Source organism: Streptomyces sp. NBC_00663 (assembly GCF_036226885.1).
GTDB lineage: Bacteria > Actinomycetota > Actinomycetes > Streptomycetales > Streptomycetaceae > Streptomyces.
Genome location: NZ_CP109027.1, coordinates 9635877 through 9652959, shown reverse-complemented (window position 1 = coordinate 9652959; position 17083 = coordinate 9635877). Strand labels below are relative to the sequence as shown.

The window sequence follows — 17083 nt, the reverse complement described above, 5'->3', positions numbered from 1 at the left end:
CGCATGAGAAAGCCCTGGTTCCTGTCCCTGCTCACCCTTGTCGCCGCCACGCTCGGGGTGACGGCGACAGGTGCAACCGCGGCCTCCGCCGCCCCCAACACCCCTTTACGCGTCATGCCGTTGGGCGATTCGATCACCTGGGGTGTGGGGAGCAGCACGGGTAACGGCTACCGAGGACCGCTGTTCAACCAGCTTGCAGCGGACGGCCATCCGCTGGATTTCGTCGGCACGGTGCGGGGCGGTTCGATGTCCGACCCCGACAACGAGGGCCACTCCGGATACCGCATCGACCAGATCGCCGCCCTCGCCGACGCATCGCTGACCCGCTACCGGCCCAATGTGGTGACGCTGCACATCGGTACCAACGACCTCCAGGGAGCATCCGAGGTCGACGGTGCCATCACCCGGCTGAGGTCGCTGGTCAACCAGGTCACCGCCGACGTCCCCGACGCAACCGTCCTCGTCGCCTCCCTGGTCGTGTCCACCAGCAGTTCGGAGGAGCGGTGGCGGGGCACGTACAACCAGGCCGTCCGCCGGATCGTCGGCGACGCACAGGCCACCGGCAGACATGTCGCATTCGTCGACATGAGCGGTCTGACCACGGCCGACCTGGCCGACTCCCTGCATCCCAACGACGCCGGCTACCAGAAAATGGCCGACGCCTTCCACCGCGGCATCCAGGCCGCGGACAGCGCAGGGTGGTTGAGGAACCCGGCGCCCGCCCCCGCACACGTGCAGTCCGGCATCGCCGGTAAGTGCATGGACGTCAACGGCGCCGGCACCGCCGACGGGACCGCCGTCCAGACATGGAGCTGCGGCGACAGCGCCAACCAGTACTGGTCCGCCTACACCGACGGGACCCTGCGCTCCATGGGCAAGTGCCTTGACGCCGCCGGCGGGGCCGTCGCCAACGGCACCAAGGCGCAGCTCTGGAGCTGTCACGGAGGCGCCAACCAGGTCTGGCAGCCGTACAACGGCGGCTACCGCAACCCCGCCTCCGGACGCTGCCTCGATGTCCCGGCCTCGTCCACAGCCGACGGCGCGCAATTGCAGCTGTGGGACTGCCACGGAGGCGCCAACCAGAAGTGGACCACTCTGACCGCCGGATGACCTTCCCTTCGGGAACTGGGGCCCGCCCGAGCCTCTTCCGGGCCCCAGTTCCGGGAGGACATCAACGTCGTCCGCCGCACCCCTCGGCTCGCCCGCGGCTTCCAGGCCCCGTCGACACCGCGGACGTGTCAGGGCGTGGCGCGGGGAGGAGCGCCCTCACTCCCCCGCGGTCGTCCCGGAGGCAGGAGGTCTCCGGCTCGCAGGTGTCCCTCAGCCACTGCTCGGTGTTGCTCACGTGCAGCAGCGCGGCCGCCTGGCTGAGGGTGGCGTCGCGGGTGGACAGCGGATGAGCCGTCACCACGGCGTCCACCGTGGAGCCGTTGCCGGTGGCCAAGACGACGGCTCGGTGGAAGGCGGCGTCGTGGGCGTTGAGCTGTTCGACGTCGTCGCGCGCCTCACGCATGGCGTCCAGATGCCGCTTCACCTCGGCCAGTTGGTCGTCGGAGATCCGGGTGGCGGCAAGGGCCGTGGCCATCGGTTCGAGGAGTCGCCGTACCTCCATGAGGTCTTGCAGGGCGACGGCGTCGCCCTGCAAGACCTCGACCGCGCCGCCGAGCCTTTCCAGAAGCACACTCGGCTGGAGGCTGGTGACATAGGTGCCGTCGCCGCGTCTGACCTCCAGTACGCGTGCCACGGCCAGTGCTTTGACCGCTTCGCGGGCGAGGTTGCGGGGCAGGCCCAGTTGGGCGGCCAGGTCCGGCTCCGGCGGGAGCTTCGAGCCCGGCGGCAGTGCTCCCGTACGGATCAGTTCACGGATCTGAGTTCACGGATCTGTTCGATCGCCTTGTCCGTCAGCGACACCGCGCGTCCCTTGGAACGGCGGCACCAACCAGCAGTGGACCATCACCCACCGCTACTCGATCGCCAACCGCACCACCGGCCTGCTCCTCGACGGCGGCGGCAACGTCAGCTCGGGCTCCCTCACCAAGCAGTGGACGTACGGCAGCAGCACCAACCTGCTGTGGACCTTCACCGCGCAGTAACCGGCAGCACCACGGTGTCGCCGATACGGCGGCGGGCTCCGTGCGCGGGTACTCCCCCACGGCCCTTGGCCATGGTGCCGGTCCGGGCGCCCTGCGCCTGTCACACGACGCGGCGCCCGCATGCCTCTCCGCTCCCGCCTCGATGATCCGGAACGGACCAGCCAGGGCGCCGCGCGGCCTCAGCGGATCTAGCCTGGAAGCAACCGCTGGAAGTGTGCCCCGGCAGGCACAGCCCTCCGGACGGAGGTGTCGCGCGTGGACATGGCCGACGAGCACGATGCCCCCACCGCCGCTGTCGTGGTCGACCCGAACGGCACGGTGAGCGGCTGGAGCGAGGGCGGACGGCTCCTGCTGGGCTGGACGGCGAGGGACATGGTCGGGCGCCCGGTGACCGATCTGCTGCTCGGTCCCGCACCCTCCGGGTTCCCCGAGGGCCACGAAAGCGCCCGAGGCCATACGGGGCCCGTCCCCCTGCGCCATCGCAACGGCTCCACGGTGGACGCCGTGGTGACGGCTCAGCCACTGTCCGGCACCGGTGGGCGGGCGCTGGGGCACGTGGTGACAGTCCAGCGCTGGGAAAGTCGCCCGGTGATTGCCGACCGAGCCTTCGAGCAGTGTCCCTTCGCACTGGGTGTTTACGACCCTGAGCTGCGGTTTCTGTGGATCAACGCCTCCTCGGGCCGGGTGATCGCGCACTCCGAGGAGCAGGTGCTCGGCAAGCACTACCGCGAGGTGCTTCCCGAGTTCGACCGCACGCTGTTTCCCGAGAGGGACGACAAGCCCTACACCGACAAGCTCGCGGAAGTGGCGATGACGGGTGAGCCCGCGCGTCTCATCACTGTCTTCCGTCCTCGCGGCAGCGACTACGCCAATGCCTGGGCCACGAGCATCTGGCCTGTCCGGGATGCCGAAGGCACGGTCCGCGCGGTCGCCAACTGGGGATTCGACATGAGCGCCGAGTACTGGGCTCGGCAACGCCTGCTCATCCTCAACAACGCCAGCGGCGGCATCGGCCGGACACTCGACGTGATCGGCACCGCCCAAGAACTCGCCATGCCTCCGGTACCGCGATTCGTCGACCTGGTCAGCGTGGATCTGTTCGACGAGGTGCTGCGCGGAGAGGAACCACCTTCCGAATCCGCAGGCAACCCGGACGAGGCGATCAGACTCATCCGTGCCGCCCAGCACAGCGCGCAGAACGGCGCCGACCAGGCTGCCGGGCCCACGAAACCGGTCACGCACAGCCCCGGTTCCGTCGCCGCCCGCTGCATGGCGACCGGCAGGTCCACGGTCGAGCTCGCCGTTGACCCCGGCCAGGGCGGCGAGTGGGCCTTCGGGCCCGGGCTCGCCGCCGACCCCGCCCACTGGCCGGCAGGCAACCCGGTGATCGACGAGTCCCTCGCCGCGGGCGGGCTGACAGGCCGGATCACCGTGCCGCTGCGGGCGCGCGGCGCGTTGCTCGGCGTCGTCGCCTTCTCCCGCCTGGACCGACCGGAGGCCTTCACCGCCGACGACCTGATCCTCGCCGAAGAGCTGACCGCCAAGGCGGCCGTCGCCATCGACAACGCCCGCCGGTACTCGCGCGAGCGCACGACCGCGCTGACCCTGCAACGCAGTCTGCTGCCGCAGGGACTGCCGAACCAGGAAGCGGTCCAGGTGGCATCGCGCTACCTGCCGGCGGGCACCGGGGCGGAGGTCGGCGGCGACTGGTTCGACGTCATTCCGCTGTCCGGCGCCAGGGTCGCGCTGGTCGTCGGCGACGTCGTCGGACACGGCCTGCACGCCTCGGCCAGCATGGGCCGGCTGCGCACCGCGGTCCGCACCCTCGCCGACGTCGATCTGCCGCCGGACGAGCTCTTGACCCACCTGGACGACCTCGTCCTCCATCTCGCCAGCGACCTCCAGTCGACGGGCCGCTTCCAGACGACCGGAGAGACGGGCGCTACCTGCCTCTACACCGTCTACGACCCGGTCACGCGCACACTTACGCTGGCGAGCGCGGGGCATCCGCTTCCGCTGCTCTTCTCCCCGGACGGCACCAGGACCACGGTCTCCGCGCATCCGGGACCGCCCCTGGGCATCGGCGGGCTGCCGTTCGAGGCGACGGAGATCGAGCTGCCCGAGGGCAGCCTGCTCGCCCTCTACACCGACGGGCTGGTCGAAAGCCGCGAACGCGACCTCGACGAGGGAAGCGCCGAACTGCTGCGGGTCCTGGATCCCACGGCCGCCTCCCTGGAGACCCTGTGCGACACGGTGATGGACGCCACCCTCCCCCAAGTACGCACCGACGACGCCGCCCTGCTGCTCGCCCGTACACGCGCGCTGGACCCCCAGCACGTGGCCGACTGGGACGTCGAAGCGGACTTCGCACAGGTGCCGCACCTCAGGAAGGTCGCCGTCGATCAGGTCGAGGCCTGGGGCCTGGAGGAGGAGGCGTTCGTCACCGAACTCGTCGTCAGCGAACTGGTCACCAACGCCATCCGCTACGGCGAGCCCCCGATCCGGCTCCGCCTCATTCGCGACAGCGCCCTGATCTGCGAGGTCTCCGACATCCAGCAACACCGCCCCGCATCTGCGCCGGGCACGCGCCCTCGACGAGGGCGGGCGGGGCCTGCTGCTCGTCGCCCAACTCACCCAGGGCTGGGGTACCCGGCACTCCACCCAGGGCAAGACCATCTGGTGCGCACAGACGCTCACCCCGACCACGTCACCCTGAAAACCGGCCTCCCCACCCCGAGAACCGCGGAGCCCTGCCCGGGTCAGCGGGTTCTGTCCGGTGGCTCAGCACTGTCGGGATGGCCGGGAACAGCAGGTTCACCCAGGCCGACCCGAACGGGGCAACAAGGCGCGCTGCGCGCCGGAACGCGTAGGCCGTTCAGGTGACGGGTGGTACGGCAGGGCAGTAAACAAGCCCCTTGGGTCCACCTCGCCGACGCCGGACCGGGCCCGGCCGCCGAAACGGAGGATCACTTCCCTCTTCCGTTGTGTACGCGGGAAGCGAACTCCCGTACCCACCAACGACCATCTCTGGCCAGATCCAGTGGGTTATCGTTCCGCCGGTGGGCGGTGGGGCGCCCTAAAAGGGGGAGTTGTGGTAGCGAATGGCGAGGGGTCGCGGCTGGTCGCGACCAACGGCGGCCACCGAGTGACACCGGCCGAGCTCTTCTTCGACTTGGTGTTCGTCTATGCGATCACTCAGGTCACCGCACTGATGGCGGCCGACCCGAGCGGGTTGCGGCTACTCGGCGGGATGGTCGCGCTGGCGCTGCTGTGGTGGTGCTGGTGCTGTTTCGCCTGGCTGGGAAACGTCGTACGGGCCGACTCCGGCGCGATGTTCACCGTCCTGGTGTCCGTCATGGCCGTCGTCCTGATCGTGTCGCTGACCGTGCCCGAGATCTACGACGACGCGCCCGGCGGACTGCCCGCCCCCCTGGTCTTCGTCCTGTGCTACGGCGCCGTCCGCGTCCTTCACCTGGTCACGTACTGGCTATCCGACCCCACCGACCAGGCCCTGCACCGCGTCTTGCGCCGCACCGCCCTGTTCTCGGTGGCCCCGCCGTTCGCCCTGCTCCTCATCGGTGCGGCGTTCACCGGCACCACCCAGATCCTGATCTGGCTCGCCGCCGTGGTCATCGACTACCTGAGCATCTTCCTCACCGGAAAATCCGGCTGGCGGGTCGCCTCACCCGGCCACTTCGCCGAACGCCACGGCCTGATCGTCATCATCGCCCTCGGCGAGTCCATCGTCGCCATCGGCGTCGGCGTCTCCGGCCTCGCGCTCAGCACCCCGGTCGTGGCCGGTGCCGCCCTGGGCCTGCTCATCTCCGCAGGACTGTGGCGCCTGTACTTCCGTCAACTCGCCGAGACCGTCGAGCATCGCCTGACCACCGTGACCGGCGACGACCGCACCCGGCTGGCCCGCGACGCCTACACCTTCCTCCACCTTCCCCTCGTGGCCGGAACCGTCATCACCGCCCTCGGCATGAAGAAGGCCCTCACGCAGATCGCCGACACCGGTCACTACGACCTGACCGAGCCCCTCCACGGCGTCGTTGCCTGGGCCCTGCCCGGCGGCGTCGGTGTCTTCCTCCTCGCCTCGGCCGCCCTGCTCTTGCGCACCACGAGTCACCGTTCCCCGCTCCTCCTCGCCGGCGGAGCCGTCTGCCTCGTCGCAGGACCCGCCGTCACCTTCGTCCCCTCTCTCGTCGCCCTGGCCCTCCTGGCCGCGCTCGTGACCACCCTGGTCCTCGTCCAGGACACCGCGGTCCGGCCCCGTGTGAGCGCTGCCGGTTAGGGCCCGGGCCGGTCAATTCCTGGGCAGGTCAGCGAGGAGAGCGGAGCGGCTCCTCGCAGGAGCGGGGAGCACATGAAGGCGTGGAAGAGGGGCTGCTCCTGTCGTAGTCCCCTCAACTGCCAGGGTTGGTACGTCGCATGATGGAGCGTCTGTGTGCGGACGAGGGCGGCTGATGCGCACGCGAGTGCCTACGGCGGGAGAGGACCGACGGGCGGGACAGGGGCCGCAGGCAGCTCTCACAGCGGCTGGCATCTGGGAGTTGACGGTCGACGAGGTGGAGCCGCTACTGGCCGGCAAAGGACGGGAATGCACATGCCCCGGGATGCCGGTGCGCAGGACGAACAGGATCGCGCACAGCGCCCGCCCGGACCGGCACGCGAACTCTCCCGTCGACCAGCTTTCGCGCCGGGATGGACAGCAACGGCTGGATGATCGACACCAGCCCCTTCGACACGATCCGCGGTTACGAATGGTGGTGACCCAACGCGCAGACGAACCAGCCGTCACAGGATCTACAGCTGCTGCTAGACCCTCCCGGGATGCATCCGGGGACGACTCAACTCCATACGGACGTCTTCGGTGTGCGGCGCTGTGCTCGTGGGGATGTGCGTCGCGCACCGGTGCCCCACGCTTGCCGGTGAGTTCTGCGATCGCGTCGGACAGCTGGGCCCAGACTCCTTCGGAGGGGGCGAGGTGGCCCTCGACCACCACGACCAGATGTTCTTCCGCGACCTTGACGTGGCGCGGGCCGAATTGACCACCCGGGCCAAGGCCCAGCGTGTCCTGTCCCCCGCGGCCTGCACACTCAGCGAAGCGCTGACAGGTCAGACCACCAGTCCGGGTGAGCCTCTACCAAACTCAGCACGGCCGGACTCCGGTCGTATATGAAGCGGCAGCACGAGGCCCACTCGGCGTTGTCGCTCTCGGGCGTCCGCTCAAGCGCCGTAAGGCCGCCACCCAGCACGTCAGCGATCATCTCAGCGAACGTCATGACACGTTCCCTGTCAGGGTTCGACACAGGCACGGGTTCGCCTCTCGCAGCCCAGCCATGGTCGGGTCGAGAACCTGCGTGCCAGCCAGGGTGTTGCTGTGCAGCACCTGCTGTGACACAGCGCGGGTCTGTAGCGCCAGGAACACCAATGACACGATCAACCCCACGAGGCCCCCGACGGCTGTCACGGTTGTGACCATGCTCCCCCCTCAATTACGAGACTGGAGCATTCCCACACCGGCGGCTGTCAGCAGTTGGACGCCTGATGCACCAGGCACCGGACGGCTGGCTCACTCAGCTCCCCTCGTATGCCTCTTCAGGCGCAGGGCCTCCCCGAAACCACAGGGCCATCGGTCGCCGGTGTGATGAGTGAGACCACCACACCAACGACGAAGGGCCCTGCCCTGTCACGTCCCTGCCCACCAGCCCATTTACACCTGTGAGACAGGAGGAACGAGGTTCGGTGACGTGTGTTTCGTCGGGCCGCGGCGTGCAGCGCCCGGTCTGGAGCCGATCGGCCCGATCAGCCCACGCGAAAGGGCCAACATGCTGAACCGGTCACGCCCGGCGCCCTAGCATCGAGCGAGCGGAGAGCACGGGCTGCCGGATGGTCTATGTGGCAGCCCGTCAGATCTTGGGGGAGCAAGACGTGTGGGCTGGGTCCGTCCTCGTCGGCTGGTTGGTGTGCCTGCCCCTGCTCGGGCCGTACGGAGCCCTCGCGGGCGTGCTGCCGGCGTTGTTGGTCTTCGGTCCGTTGCCGGAACTCCTCGGTTACGGGGTGCGGCATCGCAAGACCCCGGGACTGCGCATGACCTGGTCGCCGAGACGCTGCCTCGCTCCACGGAGCGTGGCCGTCGTCGTCGCTCACGGCGCGCTGGGCGGACTGCTGCTGTGGGCCACATGGCCTCTCCTCAGTACGGTCCTGGCCTCTCTGGCGGTGATCCTGCTGATCGTCTGTCTGGGGCTGATGACCGCCGCGTCCGGCATCATCTGGCGGCACACCGCGCCCCCACGGCCCGGTGACCCGCCCCGTGTGGCACCCGCTCCGTCCGTGACCCGCTGGGCCCTGGGCTCCGCACTGCTGCTGGGCGTCCTCGCCTGGGCTCTGAGACAGGGCGTTCTTCCGGTCGCGTACGGCAGTCAGGACTTACCCACACACTACGAGCGTTTCCTGCGCATGCTGCGAGAGGCGGACCGGCAGCTCCAGAGCACGGTCTTCGGACCATCCGTGGCCCAGTGGTACTGGCCGCTTCTCGTCGCAGGCGCCGGCTTGCTGGCCGGTGGCGTCGCCGCCGCGCTACGCGGGGCACCCCGGGACCGTACTGCCTCCACGGCGGTCGGCGCCCGGCCTGCGGCTCGGGTGTTCCTCAGTTACGCGCGCGCCGACGGGGCGATCGCCCGGCCCTACGTAGACGCGCTGAAGGGTGCCGGGCAGGACGTGTGGGTGGACTGGGAGGGCATCAAGCCGTCCCGCGAGTGGCGGGAGGAACTGGCCAGGGCGATCCGGAGCAGCGACGCGCTGGTCGCGCTGATCTCGCCCGCCTCCTTGGCCTCTCCGTACTGTTGGGACGAGTGCAGGCAGGCCTTGGAACAGGGCAAACGAGTGCTGCCGGTGGTCATCGACGCCACCATTGATGCGCCCGCCGCCATGGCGTCGGCCGACTGGCGCGAGCTCACCGAGTTCCAGCTGCTGTCGATGCGCGGACCAGAGGAGTTCGAATCCGCCGTACGGGAGACGGTGGCGTTCGTAGGGGACGAGTACGCGTGGGTCGCGCAACACACCCGGCTCGGCGAGCAGGCGCACGCTTGGCAACAGCATCAGCATGCTCCCGGCTGGCTGCTGCGTAGGCACGAACTCGTGTCCGCTGAAGCCTGGTTGGCGCACCGTCCGACCGCCACGGACTTCCACGCTGAACCGAACTCGGACCAGGTCGCGTACGTCAAGGCCAGCCGCCTGGCCCTGCGGCGACGCCGACGCGGTGGAGTGCTCGCGGCAGTGGCCGCGGTCTGCGCCCTGACGGCTGTGGCATCCCTCGTGGCGGTCACGCAGGAGGACCGGGCGCGGCAGAACCGCGAGGAACTCTCCCGGACGCTGGCACAGGCCGCCGACTCCCGCCCCTACCCTGGCATGGCCGCAGCCGCCCGGCTCGCCGCGGCCGCGTACGGCGAGGCAGACACCGTTGAGGCACGCGCGGCTCTGCAAGAGCAATTGCAGCGATTCCAGCACGCGGGACCGAGGCTGAGCCCGGAAGGCACCTCCGATCAACAGGGTTTCAGCGCCGACAGCTCGGTCTTCGCGGTGACGATCGAGGGCCGCACCCGGATATGGAATGTGCCGCGCTGGACCGTGCGACGGACCGTGAACGGTGTCATGCCCCGCGACGCGAGCCGTGCGTTGAGCACGGACGGTTCACGGATCGTCGTCTTCGACGACGGTGGGGCGAGGGTGGTCGACACCCGGTCCGGGCGGATCCTCAAGGTGATCGAGGGAAGCGGTGGCGTTCCGCCGTCCGGTGCCCTCACTCCCGACGGCAAGCGTGCCATCGCCTCGACGGCCGACGGCGCCGGCACGGTCGTGGCCCGCGTGGACGGCGGCGGCACCCCGCTCCGTTCGGCTTCCTGCCTCTCGCCCTCACTCAGCCCGCACGGCCGGTATGTCTGGTGCTCGGGCGAGCTCAGCGGGACCGGGGTGCTGATGGCGGTCGCGGACGGCACCCAACAGCCCTTTCCGCGCCGACCGTTGTTGCAGGGCTGGACCTACGACGACCGCCCCGTCGTGGAGCACTGGCCGGACAAGAGCCTGACGGATGTCCAGGTAGTGGATGCCAGCGGCTCCGACGCCTCTTGGACCCTGCCGGACCTGGGCGACGGCTCGGACACCGAGGTCTGGGGGGTCAACGCGATTTCGCCGGACGGCACCCGGCTCATGCTGTTCTCCGTCATCTCAACGGGCACGGTGTACGAGGTGTGGGACCTGAGGCGCCACCGCAGGCTGGGTCGCGTGACCAACCAGGAGATGGAGCAGCGTGGACTCCCCACGCAGATCTTCGGCGACGACGGTGAGGAACTCCTGGCCGGTTTGGTCGAGGCCGACCCGGTGTACGGCATGTCACTGTCCTCGTTCGACACGATCCACGACCCGGTCCGCTTCAGCCCCGACGGTCACGCCGCCGTCACGGACACCGAAGAGGGTCTGTGGGCCTGGCGCCTGGACGGCTGGGGACGGCTGGTGTCCCAGGTCGACGCGCCGGGTGTCGGCACTCCCACGATGTACGGCAGCGCGCTCAGCCCGGACGGGCACACCCTCGCCGTGGCCTACGAGGACGCGCGTCTCGCCCTGTACGACGTCCGCACGGGACGCAAACGGGCGGAGCACCGGCTGATGGGTGTCGGCGTGAGCGTCGCCTACCGCCATGACGGCCACACCTTGGCGGTGGGCGAACTGTTCGGCAACGACAGGGACGGGTACCGCGTCCAGGTTGGGCTGTTCACCGCGGATGCCACTCGACGCACCGGCACGCTTCTCAGCTCCTCCCCGCCTGATCCTCGCGCGTACGTGGTGGGCATGGCGTTCTCCCCCGACGGGCAAAGGCTTTATCTGGGCGAGTCCCAGATGGGCGTGGTACGCGAGTGGGACGTGGCCGAGCGCCGTCAGGTCCGCACCTACGGCGACGAACGTACGGCGAACTTCCTCGACGCGGCCGTCCTGTCCCCCGACGGACAGACGATCGCCACCGCCGACCGGCAGAGCATCGTGTCGCTGTGGAACGCACATACCGGTCGGCTGCTCTATCGCATTCAGGAGGCGGGCTCACGCGTCGCGTTCTCCCCCGACGGACAGCGCATCGTCATGACAGGCGACGCGACGGGGGCGAGCGTGACCGTGTGGGACGTCGCCGCGAAGCGGCAGGTGGGCGGTCAGCTGAACCTCTCCGCCGGTGACGGGGAAGTGGTCCGGGACGCGGTGTTCACCCCTGACGGGCGGGCCCTGATGGTCGTCGGGGAGACCGCCGAATCCACTGTGGTGGTGCGCCGTTGGGAGCTGGGACGGCAAGCGGAACCCGGTCCCGTGCTCGCCGAGCTGGCGGGCGCCGAGGGGCAACTGCACACGGCTCCGAACGGTACGGAAGTCGTCGCCCCGGGGCGCGGGACGATCGTCCGCATCGTCAACGACGCGGACCAGTGGCAAAGCTCCCTCTGCGATCTGGCAGACCGCTGGATCAGCCCCGAGGAGTGGCGAGCCGTCGCCCCCGACCAGCGCTACCCAACCAGTTGCAGACCCCCGGGCGACAACAGAGGTTTTCATTAGTTCTGTGGGTGCAGGAGCTTCAGCGGTGTGCGGCTGTTGGTGTGTCTTCCGAGTCGCAGGCCGTTGTTGCCGATGTCTCTGTTCTGCCGTTAACGCGGCCCCAGTTGGCCGAGGCCCGTCGCCTGCGGGCGGTGAAGCTGGCCCGGGCCTCGGTATGGCGGCTGCTGACCGGGGCGGCTGGGCATGGCCGCGCATCAAAAGGGGGGCGGTGAAGAAACGTGTTCTTCGACGAATCGGGCGTGTCCCTGCTGCCCCAGGTTCGTCGGACCTACGCGCCCCGCGGTCGCACTCCGCTGTTGCCGCACCGGCTGAACTGGAAACGAGCCGGGATGGCCGCCGCACTGGGCTACCACGCCGCCGACCGCGAACGCGGCCCGCGGCTGTCCTTCCACCTCAAGCCGGGCAGCCACGACACCACCTCCCTGATCGGAGTACTTGACGAGCTGGCCAACCTCGCCGGCGACCACCTCGCCGATGTCGCCGACGCGGCCGAACGCGGCATCCACCGAGTCTGCTCCAGCGAACACCACCACCATCACCCGCACCGGATGAGGCACGTCGGCAAGTACTCCCTCCGAGCACACCTGACAGCCCGTCATCTCATCCTGGCCCTGCCTTTGGCCCTCGTGTTGGTCACGGCGAGGACCCGGCGAGTTTGAGCAGAACGCCGCTGACGATCCGGGTGATGTCGACGGAGTACCCCCGTTCACACCAACAGGACGGCGGTGTACGGCATCCGCACCAGCACGGTGCCGCGGGACGTGCGGCTGTGGCGGTCGTTCAGCGGGGCGGGCCGGGCGACGGTGACGGCGTGAGCCGTGTCAGTTCTTGCCGGGCGTCCAGGCCGCGACGAGGTCCAGCAGGCCGGGGAAGCGCGCGTTGAGGTCATCGACACGGACGTGGCTGCGACGCTCCAGGCCGTACTGGCGCTGCCGGGTGATGCCCGCCTCGCGCAGGGCCTTGAAGTGATGGGTCAGCGAGGACTTGGGACGGTCGAAGCCGAACCACCCGCAGGTGTGGTCGAACTGCTCGGATTCCAGCAGGAGTTTCTGCACGATGCGCAGTCGCAGCGGGTCGCTCAGGGCGCCCAGCACGGTCTCCAGGCGCAGCTCCTGCGGCGCGGGCTCGGGCAGGGGCTCGGGCAGGTCCGCGGGCGCGGGCAGCAGTTTGAAGGCTGGCGCTCCTGCGGACGCCGGAGGTGCCGTGGACGGCATGGGTGACTCCTCCTGACCCGAATCCTTTGTACGACTCCAATCGTACTGCATGCTATGTTCGAGAAAACTCGTACTGAGCTAGCAGGAGGAGCCTGTCATGTCGGAGAGTCGAACCGCGCCCGTGAAGGTGGTGGCCGAGCGGCAAGCTGCGGAGAAGGAGCCGTCCAGGTCCGCCGCCTCCCCTGCCCCCACCCGGTGGGTATGGCTGGCCGCCTGGCCGGTGACGGCGGTCTTCGTCCTGTCCAACGCGGCAACGCCCTTGTACGTGGTGTGGCAGCACGAGATCGGGTTCTCCAAGGGCACCCTGACCGTGATCTTCGCCTTCTACATCGTCGGACTGCTCGGCTCGCTGCTCGTCTCCGGTGTCGTCTCCGACCGGCTCGGCCGCAAGGCGGTCCTGCTGCCCGCCCTCGGGCTCGCGCTGGCCGCCTGCCTCGTCTTCGCGACCGCGTCCACGGTGGCCGCCCTGATCGTGGCCCGGCTGTTCACCGGCATCGCGGTCGGCGCGGTCGTCTCCGCAGGCATGGCCGCCGTGACGGATGTGGCCGGCCAGCACCGCAAGCGGCTCGCGGCCCTGCTCGCCTCCTGCGCCATGGTCTTCGGGGCCGGCCTCGGCCCGCTCCTTGCAGGCGTCCTGTCCGAGACCCTGCCCTCCCCCACCGTCACCGTCTTCGTGGTGGAGACGGCACTGCTCGCCACGGCGGTCCTCGCCGTGCTGCGCATGCCCGTACGCCGGCCCGCCACACCCGCCAAGGGCGCCTGGATCCGCATCCCCGGCGTCCCGCACGGCAACGGACTGCAACTCACCCTCGGCATCGCCGTGTTCGCGCCCGGCATCACCGCGACGTCGTTCGTGCTCTCGCTCGGCCCCTCGCTCCTGTCCGGCCTGCTCGGCACCACCAGCCGGATCGTCGCCGGCGCCATGGCGTTCGCGATGTTCCTGGCCGCCACCGGGGTGCAGTTCGCGGTGCAGAAGCTGCCCCGGCGCACCATCCTGACGGCCGGCGCGATCAGCACCACACTCAGCATGATCGCGCTCGCCACCGCCGTACACACCTCGTCGGTCGCCGTACTGACCGCCTCCGCGCTGCTGGCCGGGGCCGGCCAGGGCATGGGGCAGCTCGGCGGGCTCTCCCTGCTCAACCACAGCGTCCCGGCGCAGCGGCTCGCCGAGGCCAACGCGGCGCTCAACGTCGGCGGCTACGTACCCGCCGGCGTGCTGCCGGTCTCGGCCGGCTACCTCAGCGACGCCATCGGGCTGACCAACGGCGCGACCGTGTTCGCCGTAGTCCTGACGGGCATGGCCGTCATCGGCGGCCTGGTCGTCGTCGCCTCCCGCCGCCAAGCGCCCCCAGCGTTCAGCAAGTCGGCGACAGCTCGCGCCTCGTCGAAGTGACCGGCCCACGCCATGGCACCGACAATGCAGGGCCGTTGAATTGACACACTCGACGGGCACGACCTCCTGACGGAACCGGAATGGTGATCGCCGGGGTCTGTCACCGGATGCCGGCGATCTTCGCCGCTCGTTTCAGAGGTCCTCGGCGGCCCGGGCCACGAGGTTGGCGCAGCACAGCACATCCGGGCCCAGGAACGCGGACGGCTCGTGGAGGTTCGTCGAGGTGCGTACGAGGAAACTCCGGGACTCTCCCGCAGGCAAGGAGACGAGCATGTCGTCCACGACCGCGTCGGGCGCGACCTTGTCGGCCAGCAGGGCGAGATCGCGCACGTAGGAGGTGGCTCGTACGTCGATCCGGTAGCCCTCGTCCACGGGCAGGACGCGGGCGGTGAACGGCGCCGGGTCGTAGTCGAGGTCGCGGTCCTCGCCGAAGAGGTGATGGGCGCGGGCATCGCCTGCCGCTGCGACCAGCACTTCGCTGCGCGGGTCGACGGGTTTGAGCAGGTCGTCGGCCAGGTCCAGCTGGGCGGTGGACCTGGGTGGCACGTCGAGTGGCAATTCGGCGGTGGCCAGCACCTCACCGGCGAAGGTCTGCCGCGTCGCGAGCACGGTTCCCGTCCACGGCTGGTCGTGGTCGTTCACCGCGACCAGTGTGGTCCTGCCCTCGCGGGGTTGCACGGTGAGCAGCCGCGGCGTGAACGCCTGCCTGATCGCGTAGTAGAGGGGTTTGGGTCGTTCGTCGCTGTCCACCGCGGACCAGGAGATGGCGGGCCAGCAGTCGTTGAGCTGCCAGACGAGTGCCCCGGCGGTGCGTGGCCACCACGAGCGGAAGTGTTCGAGGCCGAACCTGACGGCGCGGGCCTGGTTGAGCTGGGTCGCCCAGTGCCAGCGTTCGAGGTCGGTGGGGACCGGCAGGTGGGGCTCCAGACCGCGGTGCAGCTTGCCGTTGCCGTCCTCGGCCTTCTGGTGGAGCAGGAGCGCGGGTGAGGCGGGTGTCATCGGCTCGTCGTGGATCCAGCGGTGCAGAGTGGTCCAGGTGGGCGGGCCCTGGAAGCCGAACTCGGCGCAGAACCGCGGCACATGGTCGCGGTAGTGGGTGTAGTCGACCGCGTTCCACACGTCCCACTCGTGGCGGGTGCCGTGATGGGCGTCGTTCGGCGGCAGGTCGCCGGGACTGTAGGGGCTGCCGGGTGCGTAGGGGCGGGTGGGGTCCAGTTCGGCGACGAGCCCGGGCAGCAGCTCGGTGTAGTAGCCGAGGCCCCAGCTGCGCCCCTTCAGGCTGTCCCGCCAGTTCCAGTCGGTGTAGGCGGGCAGGTTCTCGTTGTTGCCGTTCCACAGGACGAGCGAGGGGTGGGGCAGGAGCCGGGTGACGTTCTCCCGGGCCTCCGCCTCGACCTCGTGGCGCAGGGGTTCCTCCTCGGCGTAGAAGGCGCAGGAGAAGGGGAAGTCCTGCCAGACCAGCACACCGCGTTCGTCGCAGGCGTCGTAGAAGTCGTCGCTCTCGTAGATGCCGCCGCCCCAGACCCGCAGCATGTTCATGTGCGCGTCGACGGCCTGGTCGATGCGGCGTGCCGTGCGCTGCGCGGTGACGCGGGTGAGGAAGTGGTCGTCCGGGATCCAGTTGGCGCCCTTGGCGAAGACCCGTTTTCCGTTGACGACGAAGGTGAACGGCGTACCGATCTCGTCCGGCTCGGTGTCCACGGTGACGGTGCGGAACCCGATCCGGTGCCGGACCGAGTCGACGGGCTGCCCGTCGGCCAGGAGCGTGACGGTGAGGTCGTACAGCGGCTGGTCGCCGTAGCCGAGCGGCCACCACAGCCGCACGTCCGGCACGAGGAGGGTGGCACGCGCGCTGGTGTGCTGGACCGCTGTCCTTACCTGGTCGTCGCCGATTGTGACGGCCACCGTGTACGCGCGGTCGTCGGCGCTGTCGATGTCCGTGTGTACGTCGACGCGGCCGGTGCCGTCGGGGTCGACGGTGACGAGCGGGCGCACCTGGGCCAGGCGCCCGGCCTCCCACCGCTCCAGCCGTACGGGTTTCCAGATGCCGGCGGTCTGCAGGTCCGGTCCCCAGTCCCAGCCGAAGGAACACGCCATCTTCCGGAGGGCGTTGTACGGGTGGGGATAGGCGCGCTGGCGCCAGCCGAGCTGGGCCTCCGCCTCTTCGGCGTGGGTGAGCGCTGATCGCAGCGACACCGTCAACTCGTTGACACCCTCGCGCAGCGACCCGCGGGCGTCGAACCGGTAGCTGCGGTGCATGTTGGCGGTGTGCCCGAGCACGTCACCGTTCAGCTCGACGGTGGCGATCGTGTCGATGCCCTCGAAGACGAGATCTGTCCGCTCGCCGGGGCGCGGCCCGGTGGCCCGGAACGTGGTCGTGTACTGCCAGTCGACGCGATGCATCCAGGTCAGCGCCGCCTCGTTGCGGTCCAGGTAGGGATCCGGGATGAGACCTGCCGCCAGCAGATCGAGGTGGGTGCTTCCCGGCACCTGAGCCGGTACCTTCCAATTCGCGAGGGCGTCCGGCACCTGCCCTCCCACGGCCCGCAAGCTCCAGTCGTCGTGCAACGTCATCCTGATCATCCGTGCTCTCCTCGTTGGTCGTCGGCACGACTTCGAGACGATCACCATGCTTACGTAGTCAATCTAATTAAGTCAACGGCCAGGGAAAACACTGAACTTGTCGGCCTTTGGGGCAGGCCTCACAACATCACGTCACCAGTATTGACCGCTTTCTTAGCGAACTTAATAATGTCAGGCGTGCTCCCACGTCGCTGCACCCCCGA

At 69.5% G+C, this 17083-nt stretch carries 7 protein-coding genes and 3 pseudogenes; 7 read left to right on the top strand and 3 right to left on the bottom strand.

The genetic code is table 11. The features are described 5' to 3' along the window. Nucleotides 1-3 precede the first annotated feature (3 nt). Nucleotides 4-1110, top strand: coding sequence for a ricin-type beta-trefoil lectin domain protein (locus tag OG866_RS43605; protein WP_329343544.1), 1107 nt, complete (start codon nucleotides 4-6; stop codon nucleotides 1108-1110). A gap of 128 nt (nucleotides 1111-1238) precedes the next feature. Here OG866_RS43605 and OG866_RS43600 read toward each other — a convergent pair. Then, a pseudogene (locus OG866_RS43600) lies at nucleotides 1239-1911 on the bottom strand (FadR/GntR family transcriptional regulator). Nucleotides 1912-1916: 5 nt separating this feature from the next. On the opposite strand from OG866_RS43600, the pseudogene OG866_RS43595 reads away from it, so the two are divergent. From OG866_RS43595 to OG866_RS43575, 5 genes and pseudogenes are all read left to right on the top strand, one after another. Beyond that, nucleotides 1917-2093, top strand: a pseudogene (locus OG866_RS43595) (RICIN domain-containing protein); the annotation flags it as partial. Nucleotides 2094-2354: 261 nt separating this feature from the next. After that, a pseudogene (locus tag OG866_RS43590) lies at nucleotides 2355-4809 on the top strand (SpoIIE family protein phosphatase). Nucleotides 4810-5184: 375 nt separating this feature from the next. Beyond that, on the top strand, nucleotides 5185-6387 hold the full coding sequence (locus tag OG866_RS43585) for a low temperature requirement protein A (RefSeq protein ID WP_329343542.1): 1203 nt from the start codon (nucleotides 5185-5187) through the stop codon (nucleotides 6385-6387). Nucleotides 6388-8027: 1640 nt separating this feature from the next. After that, entirely contained in the window at nucleotides 8028-11687 is a 3660-nt protein-coding gene (locus tag OG866_RS43580; protein WP_329343539.1) for a TIR domain-containing protein, read from the top strand. A gap of 329 nt (nucleotides 11688-12016) precedes the next feature. Continuing rightward, a complete protein-coding gene (locus OG866_RS43575; RefSeq protein ID WP_329343538.1) occupies nucleotides 12017-12346 on the top strand; it encodes a hypothetical protein in 330 nt (109 codons plus the stop codon). A gap of 162 nt (nucleotides 12347-12508) precedes the next feature. On the opposite strand, the gene OG866_RS43570 is transcribed toward OG866_RS43575, so the two are convergent. Next, nucleotides 12509-12901, bottom strand: a complete 393-nt coding sequence (locus tag OG866_RS43570; RefSeq protein ID WP_329343536.1) for an ArsR/SmtB family transcription factor — start codon at nucleotides 12899-12901, stop codon at nucleotides 12509-12511. A 97-nt stretch (nucleotides 12902-12998) separates the two neighbouring features. Between OG866_RS43570 and OG866_RS43565 the strand changes: the two genes are divergently transcribed. Next, a complete protein-coding gene (locus OG866_RS43565; RefSeq protein ID WP_329343534.1) occupies nucleotides 12999-14297 on the top strand; it encodes an MFS transporter in 1299 nt (432 codons plus the stop codon). Nucleotides 14298-14429: 132 nt separating this feature from the next. Here OG866_RS43565 and OG866_RS43560 read toward each other — a convergent pair whose 3' ends face one another. Beyond that, nucleotides 14430-16880, bottom strand: coding sequence for a glycoside hydrolase family 2 protein (locus OG866_RS43560; RefSeq protein WP_329343532.1), 2451 nt, complete (start codon nucleotides 16878-16880; stop codon nucleotides 14430-14432). Nucleotides 16881-17083 lie beyond the last annotated feature (203 nt).

What these genes read in the sequence shown, in the direction of transcription:
- OG866_RS43605 (WP_329343544.1), top strand. Translation starts at nt 4, where the DNA reads ATGAGAAAGCCCTGGTTCCTGTCCCTGCTCACCCTTGTCGCCGCCACG.
- OG866_RS43575 (WP_329343538.1), top strand. Translation starts at nt 12,017, where the DNA reads ATGGCCGCCGCACTGGGCTACCACGCCGCCGACCGCGAACGCGGCCCG.
- OG866_RS43570 (WP_329343536.1), bottom strand. Translation starts at nt 12,901, where the DNA reads ATGCCGTCCACGGCACCTCCGGCGTCCGCAGGAGCGCCAGCCTTCAAA.
- OG866_RS43565 (WP_329343534.1), top strand. Translation starts at nt 12,999, where the DNA reads ATGTCGGAGAGTCGAACCGCGCCCGTGAAGGTGGTGGCCGAGCGGCAA.
- OG866_RS43560 (WP_329343532.1), bottom strand. Translation starts at nt 16,880, where the DNA reads ATGATCAGGATGACGTTGCACGACGACTGGAGCTTGCGGGCCGTGGGA.